Annotated in this window: 20 protein-coding genes; 11 read left to right on the top strand and 9 right to left on the bottom strand. The window is 69.3% G+C overall.

The genetic code is table 11. The annotated features are described in order from the left end of the window. The first annotated feature begins 7 nt into the window (after positions 1-7). Positions 8-328, top strand: coding sequence for a recombinase family protein (locus tag OHA17_RS15450; protein ID WP_406510725.1), 321 nt, complete (start codon positions 8-10; stop codon positions 326-328). Between the two features lie 378 nt (positions 329-706). On the opposite strand, the gene OHA17_RS15445 is transcribed toward OHA17_RS15450, so the two are convergent. Beyond that, positions 707-1,009: a hypothetical protein gene (locus OHA17_RS15445; protein ID WP_406507141.1), complete on the bottom strand. Its 303-nt coding sequence runs from the start codon at positions 1,007-1,009 to the stop codon at positions 707-709. Positions 1,010-1,418: 409 nt separating this feature from the next. Here OHA17_RS15445 and OHA17_RS15440 point away from each other — a divergent pair, with 409 nt between their 5' ends. The 5 genes from OHA17_RS15440 to OHA17_RS15420 all read left to right on the top strand — a co-directional run bounded on the left by OHA17_RS15440 (position 1,419) and on the right by OHA17_RS15420 (position 4,079). Beyond that, the gene (locus OHA17_RS15440) at positions 1,419-2,651 is read left to right on the top strand and encodes a multiprotein-bridging factor 1 family protein (protein ID WP_406507140.1); all 1,233 of its coding nucleotides are present in this window, start codon (positions 1,419-1,421) and stop codon (positions 2,649-2,651) included. A 79-nt stretch (positions 2,652-2,730) separates the two neighbouring features. Beyond that, the gene (locus OHA17_RS15435; RefSeq protein WP_406507139.1) at positions 2,731-2,940 is read left to right on the top strand and encodes a hypothetical protein; all 210 of its coding nucleotides are present in this window, start codon (positions 2,731-2,733) and stop codon (positions 2,938-2,940) included. 157 nt (positions 2,941-3,097) lie between these two features. Beyond that, entirely contained in the window at positions 3,098-3,388 is a 291-nt protein-coding gene (locus OHA17_RS15430; RefSeq protein WP_406507138.1) for a hypothetical protein, read from the top strand. After that, positions 3,385-3,669, top strand: a complete 285-nt coding sequence (locus OHA17_RS15425) for a hypothetical protein (RefSeq protein ID WP_406507137.1) — start codon at positions 3,385-3,387, stop codon at positions 3,667-3,669. Before OHA17_RS15430 ends, OHA17_RS15425 begins: the two co-directional genes overlap by 4 nt. A 200-nt stretch (positions 3,670-3,869) precedes the next feature. Continuing rightward, on the top strand, positions 3,870-4,079 hold the full coding sequence (locus OHA17_RS15420) for a DUF397 domain-containing protein (protein WP_406507136.1): 210 nt from the start codon (positions 3,870-3,872) through the stop codon (positions 4,077-4,079). A 255-nt stretch (positions 4,080-4,334) separates the two neighbouring features. Here OHA17_RS15420 and OHA17_RS15415 read toward each other — a convergent pair whose 3' ends face one another. Further along, the gene (locus tag OHA17_RS15415) at positions 4,335-4,565 is read right to left on the bottom strand and encodes an SCO4848 family membrane protein (RefSeq protein ID WP_398875587.1); all 231 of its coding nucleotides are present in this window, start codon (positions 4,563-4,565) and stop codon (positions 4,335-4,337) included. 356 nt (positions 4,566-4,921) lie between these two features. On the opposite strand from OHA17_RS15415, the gene OHA17_RS15410 reads away from it, so the two are divergent. Together OHA17_RS15410 and OHA17_RS15405 are read left to right on the top strand one after the other, a co-directional pair. After that, entirely contained in the window at positions 4,922-6,484 is a 1,563-nt protein-coding gene (locus OHA17_RS15410; protein ID WP_406507135.1) for an ABC transporter substrate-binding protein, read from the top strand. A gap of 215 nt (positions 6,485-6,699) precedes the next feature. Next, entirely contained in the window at positions 6,700-8,898 is a 2,199-nt protein-coding gene (locus tag OHA17_RS15405; RefSeq protein WP_406507134.1) for an alpha-N-acetylglucosaminidase, read from the top strand. Between the two features lie 7 nt (positions 8,899-8,905). On the opposite strand, the gene OHA17_RS15400 is transcribed toward OHA17_RS15405, so the two are convergent. The 7 genes from OHA17_RS15400 to OHA17_RS15370 form a co-directional block, all read right to left on the bottom strand. Then, complete coding sequence (locus OHA17_RS15400; RefSeq protein WP_398875584.1) at positions 8,906-9,649, bottom strand: TetR/AcrR family transcriptional regulator; 744 nt, start codon at positions 9,647-9,649, stop codon at positions 8,906-8,908. Positions 9,650-9,793: 144 nt separating this feature from the next. Then, on the bottom strand, positions 9,794-10,333 hold the full coding sequence (locus tag OHA17_RS15395; RefSeq protein WP_406507133.1) for a hypothetical protein: 540 nt from the start codon (positions 10,331-10,333) through the stop codon (positions 9,794-9,796). 150 nt (positions 10,334-10,483) lie between these two features. Next, positions 10,484-11,248, bottom strand: coding sequence for a succinate dehydrogenase iron-sulfur subunit (locus OHA17_RS15390; protein WP_398875582.1), 765 nt, complete (start codon positions 11,246-11,248; stop codon positions 10,484-10,486). Continuing rightward, complete coding sequence (gene sdhA / locus OHA17_RS15385; protein WP_406507132.1) at positions 11,248-13,002, bottom strand: succinate dehydrogenase flavoprotein subunit; 1,755 nt, start codon at positions 13,000-13,002, stop codon at positions 11,248-11,250. The genes OHA17_RS15390 and sdhA overlap by 1 nt, the downstream gene beginning before the upstream one ends. 31 nt (positions 13,003-13,033) lie before the next feature. Beyond that, positions 13,034-13,516, bottom strand: coding sequence for a succinate dehydrogenase hydrophobic membrane anchor subunit (locus tag OHA17_RS15380; RefSeq protein ID WP_053728383.1), 483 nt, complete (start codon positions 13,514-13,516; stop codon positions 13,034-13,036). Positions 13,517-13,524: 8 nt separating this feature from the next. Beyond that, positions 13,525-13,905 (bottom strand): succinate dehydrogenase, cytochrome b556 subunit, encoded by a 381-nt coding sequence (gene sdhC / locus OHA17_RS15375; protein WP_078966666.1) that lies wholly within the window; start codon positions 13,903-13,905, stop codon positions 13,525-13,527. 166 nt (positions 13,906-14,071) lie between these two features. Beyond that, positions 14,072-14,608, bottom strand: a complete 537-nt coding sequence (locus tag OHA17_RS15370) for a 2-oxo-4-hydroxy-4-carboxy-5-ureidoimidazoline decarboxylase (protein WP_406507131.1) — start codon at positions 14,606-14,608, stop codon at positions 14,072-14,074. Between the two features lie 567 nt (positions 14,609-15,175). Here OHA17_RS15370 and OHA17_RS15365 point away from each other — a divergent pair. The 3 genes from OHA17_RS15365 to OHA17_RS15355 all read left to right on the top strand — a co-directional run bounded on the left by OHA17_RS15365 (position 15,176) and on the right by OHA17_RS15355 (position 18,669). Continuing rightward, positions 15,176-16,732: a beta-N-acetylhexosaminidase gene (locus OHA17_RS15365; protein ID WP_406510724.1), complete on the top strand. Its 1,557-nt coding sequence runs from the start codon at positions 15,176-15,178 to the stop codon at positions 16,730-16,732. 303 nt (positions 16,733-17,035) lie between these two features. Beyond that, positions 17,036-17,698 carry an RNA polymerase sigma factor gene (locus OHA17_RS15360; RefSeq protein WP_053728385.1) on the top strand — a complete coding sequence of 221 codons (663 nt, stop codon included), beginning with the start codon at positions 17,036-17,038 and terminating at the stop codon, positions 17,696-17,698. Continuing rightward, positions 17,698-18,669, top strand: coding sequence for a hypothetical protein (locus tag OHA17_RS15355; protein ID WP_406507130.1), 972 nt, complete (start codon positions 17,698-17,700; stop codon positions 18,667-18,669). Before OHA17_RS15360 ends, OHA17_RS15355 begins: the two co-directional genes overlap by 1 nt. The last annotated feature ends 30 nt before the right edge of the window (positions 18,670-18,699 follow it).

The raw sequence follows: 18,699 nt of genomic DNA, 5'->3' as shown, positions 1-18,699 counted from the left end.
GGACACGGTGCGAGTCGCCGTATACGCGCGGCAGTCCAAGGCACGCCCCGACTCCTCGGAGGCGTCCCCAGAAGCACAGTTGGCGGCCGGTGCGGCGCCGGCGGCGAGCCGGGGTTGGGAGGTCGTTCACACCTTCAAGGACGTTGGCCGCTCCGGTTGGGATCCGAATGCCGTCCGGCCAGGGTTCGAGGACCTCATGTCCGACGCGCTCACACCGCGCGGTCAGGGAAGCGGTGGGCTCGATCCCACGGGTGGCTACCGCTCGATGACCTGGGACCGCCATGTCTCTTCTGACCAGCTCCGCCGGTGTCGGCGGAATCACCCCTGATGGGTATGGGCCGCTCACCGTCCAGCCCGTGGAGCGCGAGAGCATCGCCCAAGCTCGCCGGTCTGTCGATCGTCTCCAGCGAGCTGTCCGAGGACTCCGACCCGACGGCACAGAAACTGATCAGCGAAGGCCCGGCCCGTTCCATTGCGCGGGCCGGCCTGATCTACCCCACTTGGTGTCGCCGACACCAGTACCTGATCCGACCCGGGCGCGGGTCGTGGGAACACTCCCGAGAGACGGCCGGAGCGACCGTCCATGCGGACCTCCTGACCGGCTTACGCTGCGGCGATGGGGGATTGACTTACTGGGGCGCCGGCGGACATGGCTCCGCCCCGGCACAGTGTCGGCGCATGTACCGGGGCGGTTCTCAGAGAGCTATTACGCCTGCCCGACTTCTTGAGTGAATTCGAGAACGATGAACTCAGCGGGCCTGACAGCTGCCATACCAATGCGGGCTGTTGGAGCCACGTCGAGTGGGCCCGCTGTGTAGATTCCGACCGGATTACCGGACGCGTCCTGAACCGTAAGCGCTGCGGGATCGGCCGCTCCTCCGCTGATGGTGAGCACGGGCACTGCGTCCACGTAGCGCACGCTCAACGTACCTACGTCCTCAGGCCTGATTTCAGTTGCCGGGATGGCGCCCAAGTCCGTGACCTGGATGCCGTCGTGTTCGTCGGGCATGGCTCTGCGCTCCTTGCTGATCCGCGCACTGCCGCCCTGGTCAGAGCGTCGCAGGATGCTACTCGGCTACCTGTCTAGCGCTGCTGGGCGAGGGTGACCCCCTTTGGGTTTCTGACGGGCATCGAGGCGTGATAGCAGCTCGATCCCTGTACGGGTTCCAGGGCCCGCCAAGACGCCTAGCGCAACGCGCTGACCAGGGATAACGCTTCCCCTGAGGCGCTCGTCTCCCGTTGCATGAGCGGCCCTAACAGCGGTTTCGCCTTCAAGGCCCCGTCTCCAACACCCTTCCTGGGGACCGGAGGCGGGGCTTTTGGCGTGGGTGCGCCGCCGGATCACCGCCTGTGTCTGGGACGATTTCCGCGCGTACGCTGGGCTGAAGCGGCTTCTGCTCATCCCCTGGGGGTGCCTTGTGTCTGAGTCTCTGCCGGCCGACCTGACAACCGGCGAACGTATCCAGCTACTTCGCGAGCGTCGCGGGATGTCTCGCCCGGTCCTCGCTGGTCTTTGCGGCCGAGGGCCGGACTGGCTGAAGAACATCGAGAAAGGCAAGCGGGAGCTTCGCGACCACGGGCTACTCATCCGCCTGGCGTCAGCCCTGAAGGTCTCGGACCTGTCCGTGTTGACCGGCGGCCAGTCCGTTCCCGTGGACGCGGGGACGCGCCTCATGTTGCCCACGGCGAACGGGATTCGGGACGCCGTACGGGGTCCCTTGTTCGCTCCGGCATCATCGGATGAGCCGCCGAGCGTGGACGTCCTCCGGGGGCGTCTGCGGGCCGCATGGCAGCTTTGGCACTTCTCTCGCTTCCAGCGCTCTGAAGTGTCCGCACTGCTACCGGACTTGATCCGCGACGCTCAGACGATGACGCGACAGTTCGAGGGAGCCGAGCGTCGCCGGGCGTATGTCGTGCTGGCGGATGTGTACCACCTGGCCCAACAGGCCACGGCGTACAGCGTTGAGGCTGAGCTGTACTGGATCATCGCTGATCGAGGCCGGATGGCCGCGCAGGATTCCGACGACCCGTTGAGCCTCGCCGGCGCGGCCTGGGCGTTCGGGAACGGGCTCCGAGAGACCGGGTATGCAGAGGAAGCCATCCGGGTTGTGGAGGAAGCCGCCGAAGCGGTCCGCCCCCAACTCGAAGGTGGGTCGGACGACTTGCGGGGGATGTTCGGCGCGCTCCACCTTCACGCAGCCGTGACGTGTGCCCGTGAAGGGCACGAAGGTGACGCGTGGCGGCACTGGGATGAGGCGGACCGAGCAGCCAAGCGGCTACCGTGCGGGTACGTACAGGAATGGACCGTGTTCGGTCGCGGCAATACGGACTTCCACGCGGTGAGCATCGGCGTGGACCTGCGTACACCTGGATCGGCATTGAACCGGGCCGAGGACATCGACTTGGACACCGTGCCAAGTGTGGAGCGCCGTTCGCGCGTGCTGGTCGAACTGGCCCGTGCACAGCGCCAGCGCAAGGACCCTGCGGGAGCGCTGCACTGGATGGGCCGGGCCTACAAGGCATCGCCGGAAACGGTCCGCTACACCCCGTCGGCGCGTGGACTGGTCGCTGATTTGGCGAAGGAGACCCGGGGGCCGCTCAAGTCGGATGCTCTCCAACTCGCCGAGGAAGTAGGGGTGCTGGCTGCATAGGGGGACGCTCTGTCCCCCTGCTTGACCCGCCGTCGCCCTACCGTGGCTGGCCCGCGACGGACGAGGGGACGGCGAGGTCATGGCTCAGGATGCGCAGGAGCGCACGCGCTACAAGGTGGATGCGTCCGGCAGGGTTGGGGAGGTGGTCGGCTCCTATCTGGGGAGCGTGTACCTTCGGCCGCCGGGTGGCGGTAGGGAGTGGGCCGTCCCGCCGGACAAGTTGCGGGACCCGACGCCCCAGGAGCTGGGGCAGGCGCTCATGTACTCCACTCCGGTGGTGAGCCGCTGATGTGGGCCATCCCTCCGGTCATCCTCTGGGAACCCCGGGACGATGAACCGGTCCCTCCGCCGGAGCGGCTGGTCCGCGCTTTCAGGGGGGCGAGCAACAGTGAGCTTGCCCGCGCCTCTGCGGCTGGACGACCCAACTCCATTGGCGAGGAGTCGAGATGAGTCGCCAGTGGTTCGTGTCGACAGTGCGGGCGTTACGGGTCGAGCCAGGCTTCACGGTCTCCGTCCGGGGTGAGTCCTGGCGGATCGTGGCCCGGTACCGGGACATCGTGAGCGTGGACGGGATACCACGTGTGGTGATCGAGTGGGACGACGGAAGTCTCCCCATTACTGTTCACGTCGCCGAACCGGTACTGGTGAAGCACTACGACCCGGGGTTGATCAACGGGCCCCTGCGCGAGCATCGACCCGCGCCGGCCTCTGCGGCCCGGGTGGCGATCGCGTCATGACCCACCATCCGTTATTCCAGGCCGGGTTGAAGCGGATGGCCCAGAACCCCGACAGTCAAGGAAGTGGCTACAGCGCCGACTGTGTAACCCCCGGCTGCGGATGGAAGTTCGAGATCACCGCGGATTACGTGGAGGTTCACACGGCCCTGGAGGACCACGTGCTGGAGACCGGTCACATCTTCTTCAACATGGTCGTAACCAGCATCAGCGTCGTGGATGTGCCCGGCGTCCAGAAGCAACGTCGCGAAGCGAACAGTCCCGCTGGACGGAGCTCCACGTGAAGCTCCAGGCCCTGGCCGTCACGCTCGGCGCAGCCCTGTGGATCACGACCATCGCGGCCATAGTCGGCCGCCTCTGAAGCCCCCGGCCCCGTTGGCCGCTCAGGTTCTCGGCTAAGGGATTACAACGACCAACGGGGTACGGGCAGGCACCACGGCGCGGGGACCCGTCTCCCCGCATGCACGGCGAAGGGACAGAGATCATGACCGAACACCCCGCATTCGAGTTCGTCGGCATGACCGCATGCCGCCCCCGCACACAGAACACCTGCCCCGAGGCGGCGACCAACGTCCCCGGCGTAGTGGCGTTCCGCGACAGCGCCGCCTCGGACACCGTCGTTACGATGACGGTCGAGTCCTGGGAGCTGTTCACCCGCGCCGTCAAGGCCGGGGAGTACGACGTCACGGCATGACCACGGCATGACCCGAGAGGCCCCCCATGAAGGAATGCCCGCGCTGTCACGCCCAGTGCGAGACGGACCCGGAAACGGGCTGGGCCTTCTGTCTGCCGTGTGGCGAACCCATCGCTCCTCCTCCGCCCCCTCCCTGCCCGGGGCCGCAACCATGGAGAGGGCGCGCCACACAGCTCCCGTACCGGCCCCGGGAACACTGACCCGTGCGCGGCTGCCCCGTCCGCCTGCCGTTCTCCGTGGCGATGGCCGGGGCCTCTACTTGTTCGCCCGAACGCCCCGAAGCCCGATGACGCCGATGATCGTCCCGAGGATGAACGAGACGATGGCGAGCGTCAGGTGGACCCAGAAGTACGCCGTGGGCCGGCCGTGGTCGAAGGCAAGTCCGCTGGCATCGGCCCACAGGTTCTTGGCGAAGGTCACCCAGACCACCCAGGACCAGGCTCCGAACGCGAGCAGGAACCAGGAGACGCGACGGCTGAGCTTCATGGGGAGTCCTTCGGGGTGGGCGTGGCTTGCACTGCCAGTATCGAACCCGCCCCATCGAGCCCTGTGAGCGGGCTCGTTTCTTCTGGGGGCGGGCGTGGGAGCCATCGAGTTCCGTTCGCTGCGCCACCTCAAGCGCGAAGAGGCCGCCGCCGCTCAGCGCCAAGAGGCCGCTGCCGCTCAAGCGTGAAGGGGGCGCCACCGAGAGTCCCGTCACGCTCGGCTAACAAGTACCTGTGAGTAGAAGGTTGACCCTTCCACAATGTGAAGGTCGTGTGATTGGGTGAGCGTCATCACAGGCGCAGCGTGCTGACTCCGCGCGTCGACCAGGGGTGGGGCGTTCCGAGGAGAGCACGGCGATGCGGTCGATCCGTATGCGAATTGTGGCGATTGGTGCGGCTTTGGTGGTCGCCGGAATCGGCGGCTGGCAGCTGCTGCCCTCCGACCAGGTGAAGAAGGGCCCCATCGTCGTCGGCACCACCGACGTGATCACCTCGCTCGACCCGGCGGGCGCCTACGACGCGGGATCCTGGGCGATCTACAACAACGTCTACCAGTCGCTGCTCACCTTCAAGCAGGGCAGCACGACCCCGGTCCCGGACGCCGCGAAGAGCTGCACGTTCGTCGGGCAGAAGCTCCAGACGTACCGCTGTGTGCTGCGCGACGACATCAGCTTCTCCAGCGGGCGCAAGATGACGGCCGGGGACGTGAAGTTCTCCTTCGACCGGATGCTGAAGATCGCCGACAAGCTGGGCCCCGCGCCGCTGTTCTCGATGCTCGGCTCGGTGCAGGCCGAGGGGGCCACGGTCACCTTCAACCTGAAGAGCAAGGACGCCACCTTCCCCTCCAAGCTCGCCACCGGCGCGGGCTCGATCGTCGACAGCAGCCAGTACCCGGCGGACGGGCTGCGCAAGGAGAACTCGGTCATCGGCTCGGGGCCGTACCTGCTCAAGGAGTACAAGAAGGACTCCGACGGGAAGCCGGTCAGCGCGCGCCTGGAACCCAACCCCGGGTACAAGGGCGCGGTCACCAAGCAGGGGCTGCCCGTCACGGTTCGCTACTTCGCCGAGGCCGACCAGCTGAACGCCGCCTGGCAGGCCAAGCAGGTCGACGTCACCCACCGCGAGATGCCGCCCGAGGTGCTCGCCAAGCTCTCGCCCGGGCCCGACCTGCGCATCACCACCTCGCCCGGCTACGACATCCGCGAGCTCAACTTCAACCTGAAGTCGCCGAGCCCGGTCTCCAAGACCAAGGTCCGCGAGGCCGCGGCCGCCCTCGTCGACCGCGAGGCGCTCGCCACCGCCGTGTACAGCGGCACCGTCGACCCGCTCTTCTCGCTGATCCCGCAGGGCTTCACCGGGCACAGCACCGCGTTCTTCGACGCCTACCCCAAGCCCGACCCGGTCAAGGCGAAGGCGCTCCTGAAGGGCGAGCAGCTCCCGGTCCGCTTCACCATGGCCTACCGCAAGCTCGGCGCGAACGGCGCGGAGGCCGAGCAGCTCAAGAAGCAGCTGGAGCGCGACGGCCTGTTCAAGGTCGACCTGATCGCGGAGCCGGACTGGACGAAGATGCAGCAGAACTACGCCGAGGGCAAGTACGACTCGTACACGGCCGGCTGGCTCGCCGACTTTCCCGACCCGGACAACTTCGGCCAGCCGCTCGTCGGCACCGGCAACAGCCTCCACAACGGCTACTCCGACAAGGAGACCGACCAGATCATCCAGCACACCCAGGAGTTCACCGACCGAGGCCGGGCCGCCGACGACTTCAAGGCGCTCCAGGAGAAGGTCGCCCAGGACGTCCCGCTGATCCCGCTGTGGCAGGGCAAGAACTACGTCCTGGGCAACAAGGACGTCAGTGGCTCGCAGTACCTGTCGGACGGCACGGGCGTGTGGCGACTGTGGGAACTGGGCTGGATCTGAGGCCGTATCGGAGCTGGATCTGAGGCCGTGTCGGACGGGCGGGAACCGGCGCGCTGGAGGGGCCGGTTCCCACCAGGGGGCTGGAAGTGGCGGGGGTTTCGATCCGTGGCGTCGGCAGGGTTTGAAACGAAGCCGTTCACCCAAAGGGCTTTTGTCCAAGGAGCCACCGGTTCTGCTCCATTGACCGCGCTGGGACACGCTGCTTCCGTCGGGGGATGCGCCTTTCCCGTCGTACGCTCCTGAGCTCACTCGCCGGATCGGCCCTCGCCCTCGGGGTGGGCACCGAGGCCGGGTTCGCCACCGAGGCCGGGGCCGTGGCCGCCAAGGGACCCGCCGCGCGGGCGCTGGCCCGGCTGCTGCCCGCCCACCGCGACCAGGTCACCTTCCGTACGGTGCCGCGCGCGGCCGGCCGCGACCGCTTCCGCGTCTCGGGCGGGGCCGGCCGGATCCTCGTCGAGGGCAGCACCCCCGCCGTCCAACTCGCCGGATTCCACACCTACTTGAGGCAGGTCGCGCACGCCCACATCTCCTGGGCGGGCGAACAGACCCGGCTGCCGGGCCGGCTCCCGGCCGTGCCCGAGCCCATCGAGAGAACGGCCAACGTCACCCACCGCTTCGTCTTCAACGACACCAACGACGGCTACACCGGCACCTACCACGACTGGTCGTACTGGGAGCGCGAGCTCGACGTCCTGGCCCTGCACGGCTACAACGAGGTGCTCGTCTACCTCGGCGCGGACTCCGTCTACCACCGCACCTTCCTCCAGCACGGCTACGCGGACGCCGAGTTGAGGGGCTGGATCCCCGGCGCCTCCCACCAGCCGTGGTGGCTGCTCCAGAACATGTCCGGCTTCGGCGGCCCCATTTCCCAGCAACTCCTCGACCAGCGCGCCCAGTTGGCGGCCCGCATCGTGGGCCGGCTGCGCGAACTCGGCATGACCCCGGTGCTGCCCGGCTACTTCGGTACGGTCCCGCCCGGCTTCGCCACCCGCAATCCGGGCGCGCACGTGGTCCCGCAGGGCACCTGGGTCGGCTTCGGCCGTCCCGACTGGCTCGACCCGCGCTCCGACCACTTCGCCCGCATCGCGGCGACCTTCTACCGCGTACAGACCGAACTGCTCGGCGCGACCTCCATGTACAAGATGGACCTGCTGCACGAGGGCGGTACCCCCGGCGACGTCCCGATCGGCCCGGCCGCCCAGGCCGTCGAGAAGGCGCTGCGCAGCGCGCACCCCGGGGCGATCTGGAACCTGCTCGGCTGGCAGGAGAACCCGCACCGCGAAATCATCGAAGCGGTCGACAAGACGAAGCTGTTCATCGTCGACGGCCTCTCCGACCGCTTCCCGTCCGTCACCGACCGCGAACAGTCCTGGGAGGGCGCGCCGTACGCGTTCGGCTCCATCTGGAACTTCGGCGGCCATACGGCGATGGGCGCCAACACCCCCGACTGGGCTTCCCTGTACGAGAGTTGGCGCACCAAGCCGGACAGCGCCCTGGACGGCATCGCGCTGATGCCGGAGGGCGCGGACAACAACCCCGCGGCCTTCGCCCTCTTCTCCGACCTGCCCTGGACGGACGGTCCGCTCGACCTGGAGGCCTGGTTCCAGGAGTGGCCGGCCTACCGGTACGGCGGCGCCGACGCGCACGCGGCCGAGGCGTGGGACGTCCTGCGCCGCACGGCGTACGGCACGACGCGCGAGGACTCGTGGAGCGAGGGGGCCGACGGCCTGTTCGGCGCCCGCCCGAGCCTGACGACGACGTCGGCGGCATCGTGGTCCCCGCCTCAACTCCGTTATGACGGAGGCGAGTTCGACAAGGCGTTGCCGGCCCTGCTGGCGGTGGCGCCTGCCCTGCGCGGCACGCCCGCCTACCGCTACGACCTGATGGACGTGGCCCGCCAGACCCTGTCCAACCGTTCCCGGGTGCTGCTGCCGGGGATCCGGGCGGCGTACGAGGCGAAGGACAAGGAGCGGTTCGCGCAGCTGACGGGGGAGTGGTTCCGGTGCCTCGCCCTCCTTGAGCGAGTGGTGGCGACGGACCGGGGCCATCTGCTGGGCCGCTGGGTCGCGGACGCGAGGTCGTGGGGCGCGACGGCGGCGGAGAAGGACCAGCTCGCGTACGACGCGGTGTCGCTGCTTACGGTGTGGGGACCGCGCGGCGCGGCGAACGGCGGAGGCCTGCGGGACTATGCGAACCGGGAGTGGTCGGGCCTGGTGTCCGGCCTGTACACGCTGCGCTGGCGCACCTACTTCGACACCCTGTCGGCCTCCCTCACAACGGGGCGGCCCCCGGCCCCGGTCGACTGGTACGCCCTGGAGGACAAGTGGGTACGGACGCATCCGGCGTACGGGGTGTCGCCGACCGGGGATGTCGTGAGGGTGGCGGGGGAGGTGACGGCGGCGCTGGGCCTGTGACCCGGGGCTAGCTCTTCTTGCGGGACGCTGCCGCCTGGGACATGCCCGGGAGGAAGTCCGTGAACAGCTCGTGCACCTCGTGGACGAGGGGGCGCAGTACCCGGAAGCGGGCCAGTGCCACGCCCCGCGTGGTCAGCTTCGCCCCCCGAGCCGCGAGCCGATAGCTCCGCTCCCGCCCAGGAGACCGGTCGAAGACCCAGTACAGGACGAGTCCCATCTGCGACAGCCACATCAACTCGGGCAGCACATCGACGAGTTCGGCCGGCACCTTGGTCTTCGTGCCGGCCAGCACCTCCCGGTGCACGGAGATCGCCGCCTCCCGCGCATGCTCCGACTCCGAGGAGAACGGGCTGAGCGGACTGTCCGGATCCGCCGCGTTCTTGAAGAACTGCGCCGCGAACTCGTGGTACGGCGAGGCGATGTCCAGCCAGACCCGCAGCACCCCGGCGAGCCGGGCCTCAAGATCGGTCTCGGTGTCCAGGACGCCCCGCACCGCCGCCTGGTGCTCGGCCGCGATCCGGTCGTAGAAGCCCTGGATCAGATGCTCCTTGCCGGCGAAGTAGTAGTACGCGTTGCCGACCGAGACCCCGGCCTCCTGCGCGATGGCCCGCATCGTGGTCTTGTCGTACCCCCGCTCCTGGAACAGCCGCATCGCGGTCTCCAGGATGAGCGTGCGGGTCTGCTCGCCCTTGGCGGGGCGGGACCCGGACGCATCGGGGTCCGTCTCTTCGGGCGCGTTCTCTGCTGGCACGGCAAGAGCCTAATCGGACAGGCCCCGGCGGGGAGCGGAGGGTTCCGGCCCGGGGCGCAACCCTCAGCCCCTCACACGCGCGGCAGCCTGATCCCCTCGGAAGCCTCCGGTCTCGCCGGTGCTGCCGGCGCCCGGCCCACGCCCTCACATGCTGAGCGAGCGCGCGTAGTTGACCTGCCCCATCACCCAGTGGAACGTGCCGGGGTCGGTGGCCGGGATCATGGTGGAGTGGTGGCGGCCGCCACTGGTCACGGTGACCTGGACGTAGCCGGTCGTCTTCTTCTCCTTCATCAGGAGGAAGAGCAGGCCCAGCAGGCAGAACAGGAAGAAGATGATCGCCAGGACCACGGCGTGGGTCGGCATCTTCTCCTCCGTGCGGGACAGGTCGGTGGCGTTCCACATCGCGCCCTTGAGCGGGAGCGGGCCCGCCGGGGTCATGATCGTGCCGTTGGCCACGGTGATGTCGCCGAGTGCGAGGAGCGGGGCCCCGCCGGCCATCGCGGGAAGGTTCTGCGGCGGACCCCACTGCGGGGCGCCCGCGGGCACGGCGGGCAGGTTCTGCGGCGGGCCCCACTGCGGGGCGCCGCCCGGATACCCGTAGCCGGGACCGGAGTTGGGGTATGCGCCCCCCGGTGTGGGCCCCTGCTGGTGGTGCTCGTTCCCGTACGGATGGGACTCGCTCATCTCTCTCCCCGCTTCCCCTCGGCGTGCGTGCATGTGGAGCGGGGAGATCCTTACACACCTGGTCGGGCTCACGCGGCCGAGGGCCCCGCACCCGGAAGTCGACTTCCGGGTGCGGGGCCCTCGTTGGGTACGTACGGCCAGGCAGGAAACTCAGAAGCGGCGCGTGATCAGCGCGCGCTTCACTTCCTGGATCGCCTTCGTGACCTCGATGCCTCGGGGGCACGCGTCCGTGCAGTTGAACGTCGTGCGGCAACGCCACACGCCGTCCTTGTCGTTGAGGATCTCCAGGCGCTGCTCGCCCGCCTCGTCACGGCTGTCGAAGATGAAGCGGTGCGCGTTCACGATCGCGGCCGGGCCGAAGTACTGGCCGTCGTTCCAGAAGACCGGGCACGAGGACGTGCACGCGGCGCACAGGATGCACTTCGTCGTGTCGTCGAAGCGCTCGCGGTCCTCCGGCGACTGCAGCCGCTCGCGGGTCGGCTCGTTGCCCTTCGTGATGAGGAAGGGCATCACGTCGCGGTACGCCTGGAAGAACGGCTCCATGTCCACGACCAGGTCCTTCTGGACCGTGAGGCCCTTGATGGCCTCGATGGTGATGGGCTTGGACGGGTTGATGTCCTTGATCAGCGTCTTGCAGGCGAGGCGGTTCTTGCCGTTGATGCGCATGGCGTCGGAACCGCAGATGCCGTGGGCGCAGGAGCGGCGGAAGGTCAGCGAACCGTCCATCTCCCACTTGATCTTGTGGAGACCGTCGAGCACGCGCTCCTTCGGGTCGATCTCCAGCTGGAAGTCCTCCCACGTCGCTTCGTCGGAGATCTCCGGGTTGAAGCGACGGATGCGGAAGGTGACGGTGATCAGGTGCGAACCGTTGTCCGCCTCCAGCGCCGCGAGCTTGTCCATCGTCGGGGTTGCCATCAGTACTTACGCTCCATCGGCTGGTAGCGGGTCTGGACGACGGGCTTGTAGTCGAGGCGGATCGAGTCCTTGCCGCCGTCCGCGACCTCGCGGTACGCCATGGTGTGGCGCATGAAGTTGACGTCGTCGCGGTTCGGGTAGTCCTCGCGGTAGTGACCGCCGCGGGACTCCTTGCGCGCCAGGGCGGAGACGGCCATGACCTCGGCCAGGTCGAGCAGGTTGCCCAGCTCGATGGCCTCAAGCAGGTCGGTGTTGAACCGCTTGCCCTTGTCCTGGACGGACACGTTCTTGTAGCGCTCGCGCAGCTCGGCGATCTTCTCGACCGCCGTCTTGATCGTCTGCTCGGTGCGGAAGACCATGACGTTGGCGTCCATGGTCTCCTGCAGCTCCTTGCGGATGACCGAGACGCGCTCGGTGCCGGTCGCCGACAGCAGGTTCTCGACCTGTGCCTGGACCTGCGCCGCCGGGTTCTCGGGGAGCTCGACGTACTCCGCGCCGTGCGAGTACTCCGCGGCCGCGATGCCCGCGCGCTTGCCGAACACGTTGATGTCGAGCAGCGAGTTGGTGCCCAGGCGGTTGGCGCCGTGCACCGAGACGCAGGCGACCTCGCCGGCCGCGTACAGGCCCGGGACGACGGTGGTGTTGTCGCTCAGGACCTCACCCTGGACGTTCGTCGGGATGCCGCCCATGGCGTAGTGCGCGGTGGGCTGGATCGGGATCGGGTCCGTGTACGGCTCGATGCCGAGGTAGGTGCGCGCGAACTCCGTGATGTCCGGGAGCTTGGCGTCGAGCTGCTCCGGCGGGAGGTGCGTCAGGTCCAGGTAGACGTGGTCGCCCTCGGGGCCGCAGCCACGGCCCTCGCGGATCTCCGTGTAGATGGAGCGCGAGACGACGTCACGGGACGCGAGGTCCTTCATGACCGGCGCGTACTTCTCCATGAAGCGCTCGCCGTCCTTGTTGCGGAGGATGCCGCCCTCACCGCGGGCGCCCTCCGTGAGAAGGATGCCCATGCGCCAGATGCCCGTCGGATGGAACTGGAAGAACTCCATGTCCTCCAGGGGCAGCCCGCGGCGGTAGCACGCGGCCTGGCCGTCACCGGTCAGGGTGTGCGCGTTGGACGTCACCTTGAAGAACTTGCCGGTGCCGCCCGAGGCGTAGATGACCGACTTCGACTGGAAGACGTGGATCTCGCCGGTCGCCAGCTCGTAGGCGACGACGCCGGCGGACTTCTTGACGCCGTCCTCCTCGACCAGGAGCTGATCGAGCACGTAGAACTCGTTGAAGAACTCCACGCCCTCCTTGATGCAGTTCTGGTAGAGGGTCTGGAGGATCATGTGGCCGGTGCGGTCGCCCGAGTAGCAGGCACGGCGGACCGGGGCCTCGCCGTGGTTGCGGGAGTGACCGCCGAAACGGCGCTGGTCGATCTCGCCCTTGGGCGTACGGCCGAACGGCAGGCCCATCTTCTCCAGGTCGAGGACCGCGTCGATGGCCTCCTTCGCCAGGATCTCGGCGGCGTCCTGGTCGACCAGGTAGTCGCCGCCCTTGATCGTGTCGAAGGTGTGCCACTCCCAGTTGTCCTCCTCCACGTTGGCGAGCGCGGCGGCCATGCCGCCCTGCGCCGCACCGGTGTGGGAGCGGGTGGGGTAGAGCTTCGTCAGGACGGCGGTGCGGCTGCGCTTGGTCGACTCGATGGCCGCGCGCATGCCGGCGCCGCCGGCGCCGACGATGACGGTGTCGTACTTGTGGATCTTCATCAGAGAATTCCTCAGTCCCTCAGCCCGTGGCCTAGCGGATGTTCGGGTCGAAGGTGAAGATCACCAGCGTGCCCAGCAGGACGGTGAACACCGTGGCGGTGTAGAGCAGCATCTTCAGCCAGAAGCGGGTGTTGTCCCGCTGCGCGTAGTCGTTGATGACGGTGCGCAGGCCGTTGGCGCCGTGCAGCATGGCCAGCCACAGCATGGTCAGATCCCAGATCTGCCAGAACGGGGACGCCCAGCGGCCCGCCACGAAGGCAAAGCCGATCTTGGAGACGCCGCCGTCCAGGACGAGCTGGATCAGCAGGTGGCCGAGGACCAGGACGACCAGCACGATGCCGGACAGCCGCATGAACAGCCAGCCGTACAGCTCGAAGTTCGTACGGGTCGACTTCGGGGTCTTCTTGGTGCGCTTGCGCGGGGCCTCGATGAGCGGGGCCGGGTGATCGGTGTCGTACAGGCTCACGCCCTCGACCTCGCCGATCGCCGCGGCGGAAGAGGTTTCGGCAGACATCTCAGTCCTCAGCTCCCGAACAGTTCACGAGCGGCATGGCCGAGCACCGGGTAGAGCGCGCCCACCATCAGCACGAGCCAGATGACCACGACGGACCAGAGCATCTGCTTCTGGAGACGCGGCCCCTTGGACCAGAAGTCCACGGCGATGATGCGCAGGCCGTTGAGCGCGTGGAACAGGATGGCGGCGACGAGGCCGTACTCCAGACACGCGACGATGGGCGTCTTGTAAGTCGCCACGACTTTGTCGTACGCCTCGGGGGAGACACGCACGAGAGCGGTGTCGAGGACGTGTACGAACAGGAAGAAGAAAATGAGGACGCCGGTGACTCGATGAGCCACCCAGGACCACATTCCTTCCCGGCCGCGGTACAGCGTTCCAGCCGGCACGGAAGAACCCTCCGGGAGCGGTGTGTAGGGCCGGCCGGCTTCAGTGTCGGTCTGACCCGGCCGGGTACGGTCCACCGGCCCCGGTCATCGTAGCGACGTGATGTCGGTTCCCTTGCGCCGGGTCCATAGGTGTGATCAAACAGGCAATCAAACAGGCTCGTACGGCCTAGAGAACGCGGTGTGCGGGACTGGGAGCATCGGATTCGGGATGGTTGGTCACAAGCCGGGCGAGTCGGGCGCGGGCGAGTCGGCGCAGTTCGTCGGCGGCGATCGACCGCTCCTCGTCGCGTTCGTTGTTCATCCGCAGCCGGATCCCGCTCAGCACTTGGTCGAGGTGTTCGGCCGGGCTGAACGCGTCGAGGCAGATCACGAAGGCGTGCCCGAAACTGCTCTCGTACGCGGCGTGCGCCGCCGCGAGCGCGGTGTGCGCGGCCTGTGGTGCGCTGTCGTGCGGACCGGGCGAGGACTCGTCGGCCAGGGCTTCGTCCAGGTCGTCGGGGCTCAGGTCGTAGCTGGCCTCGTCGGCCGCGGCGAGCAGGGCGTCGACGTCCGGGTAGGGGCGGTGGGCGGCGATCCGGGCGGCCCAGCGGTAGCTCGCGCAGCAGCCGAGCAGGGCTGCTTCGGCGGAGCCCGCGGAGGCGCGGTTGAACCGGTCGAGGCCGCCGAGCCGAGGTGGGGCCGCCGGAACGGATGTGCCCCGCACCTGATTCGGTATGGCCGCCCGCCCCTGGGCACGAGGAGTGTGATGGAGTGTCGGCGGTCGCTTCCGGGGGCCGGCGTGGGAATCGCTGGACAGCGTGGGCTCCTCGAAACACTGCGCGGGACGGGCAGTACGGAACAGGACGGGCTGCGGAGCACGGAGACTGGAGTGGAAAGTGAGGTGGGAGTGCCGCCACGCTATCCACGTGGAGCAGGAGCTGTGCGACGGTTGCGCGAATTTCACCCGGACGTGCCAGCCGGGTCGCGCGCGGTGGACGAGCCCCCGGGCACTTCGGCGTACCTTCGCCCCAGTTGTCGGTGCGGAATCCGGGGTATCCGGATGCGCCCTTACTGTCGTTGGACGGGAGGTTTCTGAGTGATGTCGCGTTTCAGGATGTCACGGGCCCGGATGCCGGGATCCGGGGACCCGAAGCGGTCGTCCTCGCCGTCGTCCGCCGCGCGCGCCTCCCAGCCGCGTGCGCCGCGGTCCCGCCCGGCCTGGCTGCACCGGCCGCGCGGCCGACGGGCGCTGGTGCTGAAGGTGGCCCTCGCGGGCATCGCGGTGCTCGCGATGATCATCGCGGTCTGGCCGGACGACGACACCCACGGCGGGCACGGCGGCCCGATCGACAACAAGCGCGCCTCCTCGGTGCTGCCCTCGCCGTCGCCGATCTACCCGATCTCCTCGCCGCCCCGCACCATCCCGTCCGTACGTGAACACCGGCCCGCGCGCGGCCCCGGCTTCCGGCCCGTCGACTCGACGCGGGTGATCGTGTCCGTCGGCAGCGAGAGCCTCACCGACGAGGGCAAGCTGCTCGCGCAGGAGCTCGGCGTCGACTACGCGGCGGGCGGGCAGCCGCGCGAGGGTGACATCGAGCTGACGCTGACCCCGCCGCCCAAGGGCGAGAAGGCCGCGCCCGAGTCGTACACGCTGACCACCCGTGACCGTCGCGTGCGGATCACCGGGCCGGACGACGCCGGGGTGTTCTACGGCACCCGCACCCTCAAGCAGGCGCTCAAGGGCGGCGGGGTGATGCCCGAGGGCGTCGTCGAGGACCGGCCGGACAAGCCGCAGCGCGGGCTCAACCTCGACATCGCGCGCAAGCAGTACAGCGCGGCCTGGATCGAGGACCAGCTGCGGCAGATGGCCGACCTGAAGCTCAATCAGCTCGGTCTGCACTTCTCCGACGACCAGGGCTTCCGCATCGAGTCGTCCAGTCACCCCGAGGTCGTCTCGCGCGAACACCTCAGCAAGCGCGAGGTCCAGCGGATCGTGGCGCTCGCCACCAAGCTGCACATCACGGTGGTCCCCGAGATCGACTCGCCGGGCCACCTCGGCGCGGTGCTGGCCGCCCACCCCGACCTCCAACTGCGCGACAAGGACGGCAAGCCGGTCAAGGGCGCCATCGACATCGCCAACCCGGAGTCCGGGCGCATCGTGGACGACCTGCTGCGCGAGTACGCGGGCCTGTTCCCCGGGGCGTACTGGCACCTGGGCGGCGACGAGTACCAGGCCCTCGCGGTGAAGGCGCCGGCCACCCCCGAAACCACCTATCCGGGTCTCGCCGTGGCCGCCCGCGCCAGGTACGGGCCGAAGGCCGACATCGAGGACCTGACGACGGGCTGGCTCAACGACCGTGCCGCGGTGCTCCGTTCGGCGAGCGCGGGCCGCACCTTCAAGGCGTGGAACGACGGCTTCTTCCCCGGCGGCGAGGTGGCCGCCGACCAGGGCCGCGAGGTCGAGTACTGGACCGGCAAGGAGCCCGGGGAGCGCACGCCCGAGGAGTACCTCGCCGAGGGACGCCCACTGGTCAACCTCAACGACGAGTACCTGTACTACGTCCTGGGCGAGCCGGGCAGCTACAAGTACCCGACGGGCAAGCGGATCTACGAGGAGTGGACGCCGTCGGTGGTGCGCGGCACCAAGTCCGTGGACGCCAAGTACGCGGGGCAGATCCTGGGTGGCCGGTTCGCCGTCTGGTCGGACAATCCGGCCGCGCAGACCGAGGAACAGGTCGCGCGTGGCATCCGGCTGCCGCTGCGGGCGACGGCCCAGAAGCTGTGGGACCCGCGGACGCCGGCGATGGACTGGGAGGAGTTCAAGGCCCTGGCCGACCGGCTCGGCTGAGAGCCAGGCCCGGGCCCCGGACACGGGCCCGGCGCGGGGTGCGGAGGACGACCGGGGCCGCCACCCCCCACAGGAGAGGCCCCGGCCGTCTTCCGGCGGGGTCGTTGTGGCGACCCCGTACTTGCTTCAGCGCCGAGCGTGCGTTTTCTGTCACACCCCGCTGTGTCAGCGGGTTGTTGCAGGTTGTACAAGTCATGGACTTATGGGGCGCCGAGGCCGTAGCGTGCTGATTCGCGTTCGGGGACGCGATAGTGATGACCAGCGGTGACATCAGGACAAGCCAGTCAAGACAGGGTGCAGGGATTGCTGGGGGACGACGCGGAGCTGACCGCCGCGGTGCTCAGGGCGCAGGACGGGGACGAGGAAGCCTTCCGTGCTGTCTATCGTGCTGTGCATCCGCGCCTGCTCGGCTACATCCGCACGCTGGTCGGCGAACCCGACACCGAGGACGTGGCCTCCGAGGCCTGGCTCCAGATCGCCCGCGACCTCGAACGCTTCGAGGGCGATGCCGACCGCTTCCGCGGCTGGGCCGCCCGCATCGCCCGCAACCGGGCGCTCGACCACATCAGGATGCGCGGCCGCCGGCCCGCCGTCGGCGGCGACGAGAGCGAGCTGGTCTCGCACGCCGCCGCGTCCGACACCGCGGACGAGGCGATGGAGGCGCTCGGCACCGGACGTACGATGGCGCTCATCGCCCAGCTCCCGCAGGACCAGGCCGAGGCCGTGGTGCTGCGCGTCGTGGTCGGTCTGGACGCGAAGAGCGCGGCGCAGACCCTGGGCAAACGGCCCGGCGCGGTGCGGACCGCCGCGCACCGGGGCCTGAAGCGGCTTGCTGAACTGCTCGGCGCTGACGGCCCCCCGGGGGACGTAACCCAGGATGTGGAGGAGCTGGGTGCCGTGCCGTCGCAGCGTGCGCCGGAACGCGGTGTGACGCAATCGCGCGCCCGGACGCAGAAGGACATGTGATGGCTGACGAGCGGCACGAGTGGCTTGACGGGGATGCCGCCGAGCGACTGCTGCGCGGCGAAGGGGTCGAGCCCGGTGACGAGCGGGCCCGCGCCGAGGCCGACCGGCTCTCGGCCCTGCTGCGTTCCCTCGCCCCGAACGAGCCGGCCAGCACCGAACTCCCCGGCGAGGCGGCCGCCCTGGCCGCCTTCCGCAAGGCCCGCCCCGAAGGCGCCCCCGACGCGGAAGCCCTCGGTGTCGTACGAGTCGGACGCGTCGCGGAGGCGCGTCGGGCTCCCCGGCGCAGACGCTTCGCACCGGTGCGCCTGGGCCTCGCCGCGGCGCTGGCCTGCTGTGCGCTCGGCGGGGTCGCGGTCGCCGCGGGCACCGGCGTGCTGCCGGGACCGTTCGCGTTCGACGAGCAGGACCCCACGCCCGCCTCGACCGTGTCCGCCGAGGTCACTCCGGGCCCCCTCGCCACCTCGCCCTCGCACTCGCTGCCCCCGGGCTCCCCGACGCCCGACCGGCACGGACCCTCGACCGGGCCGGGCACGCCCGGCGACTCCTCGCACTCGCCGAGCCCCGACGGCTCGGCCGCGGGCGGCACCGGCGACACCGGGAAGAACGGCAGCCCGCAGCCGGGCGGCGACAACGATGGCACGGCCAGCGGCCAGTGGCTCGCCAGGGCGGCCGACTGCCGCGACTACCGCTCGGGGAAGCTCGACCAGGACAAGCGCCGCAGCCTGGAGTCCGCGGCGCACGGCCCGGCCGCGGTGAAGACCTTCTGTGATCTGCTGCTCGACGGCAAGGGCGGCAAGCCCGGCGGTGCGGGCGGCGGCCCGGGCGACGGGGGCAAGGACAAGGGCAAGGGCGACGGCTCCGGCAAGAACGGCGGCGGAGGCGGCGGCAAGCAGAGCTCCGTGACCACCCGGCCGAGCCACCTCCTGGACTGGCTCAAGCCCGGCACGCTCACCCCGGCCGTACCGCACTGAGACCTGCCGCCCGGGGTTCGAAAGCGCGTG

Source organism: Streptomyces sp. NBC_00212 (assembly GCF_045206365.1).
Taxonomy (GTDB): Bacteria; Actinomycetota; Actinomycetes; order Streptomycetales; family Streptomycetaceae; genus Streptomyces.
The sequence above is the reverse complement of the archived record's forward strand: the minus strand, read 5'-3'. Positions and strand labels throughout refer to the sequence as shown.

Coding starts and splice junctions, on each gene's coding strand:
- OHA17_RS15435 (WP_406507139.1), top strand. CDS start 2,731: ATGGCTCAGGATGCGCAGGAGCGCACGCGCTACAAGGTGGATGCGTCC.
- sdhA (WP_406507132.1), bottom strand. CDS start 13,002: ATGAAGATCCACAAGTACGACACCGTCATCGTCGGCGCCGGCGGCGCC.
- OHA17_RS15390 (WP_398875582.1), bottom strand. CDS start 11,248: ATGGCAACCCCGACGATGGACAAGCTCGCGGCGCTGGAGGCGGACAAC.
- OHA17_RS15420 (WP_406507136.1), top strand. CDS start 3,870: ATGACCGAACACCCCGCATTCGAGTTCGTCGGCATGACCGCATGCCGC.
- OHA17_RS15355 (WP_406507130.1), top strand. CDS start 17,698: ATGGCTGACGAGCGGCACGAGTGGCTTGACGGGGATGCCGCCGAGCGA.
- OHA17_RS15430 (WP_406507138.1), top strand. CDS start 3,098: ATGAGTCGCCAGTGGTTCGTGTCGACAGTGCGGGCGTTACGGGTCGAG.
- OHA17_RS15365 (WP_406510724.1), top strand. CDS start 15,176: ATGATCATCGCGGTCTGGCCGGACGACGACACCCACGGCGGGCACGGC.
- OHA17_RS15380 (WP_053728383.1), bottom strand. CDS start 13,516: ATGTCTGCCGAAACCTCTTCCGCCGCGGCGATCGGCGAGGTCGAGGGC.
- OHA17_RS15410 (WP_406507135.1), top strand. CDS start 4,922: ATGCGGTCGATCCGTATGCGAATTGTGGCGATTGGTGCGGCTTTGGTG.
- OHA17_RS15425 (WP_406507137.1), top strand. CDS start 3,385: ATGACCCACCATCCGTTATTCCAGGCCGGGTTGAAGCGGATGGCCCAG.
- OHA17_RS15415 (WP_398875587.1), bottom strand. CDS start 4,565: ATGAAGCTCAGCCGTCGCGTCTCCTGGTTCCTGCTCGCGTTCGGAGCC.
- OHA17_RS15445 (WP_406507141.1), bottom strand. CDS start 1,009: ATGCCCGACGAACACGACGGCATCCAGGTCACGGACTTGGGCGCCATC.
- OHA17_RS15405 (WP_406507134.1), top strand. CDS start 6,700: ATGCGCCTTTCCCGTCGTACGCTCCTGAGCTCACTCGCCGGATCGGCC.
- OHA17_RS15395 (WP_406507133.1), bottom strand. CDS start 10,333: ATGAGCGAGTCCCATCCGTACGGGAACGAGCACCACCAGCAGGGGCCC.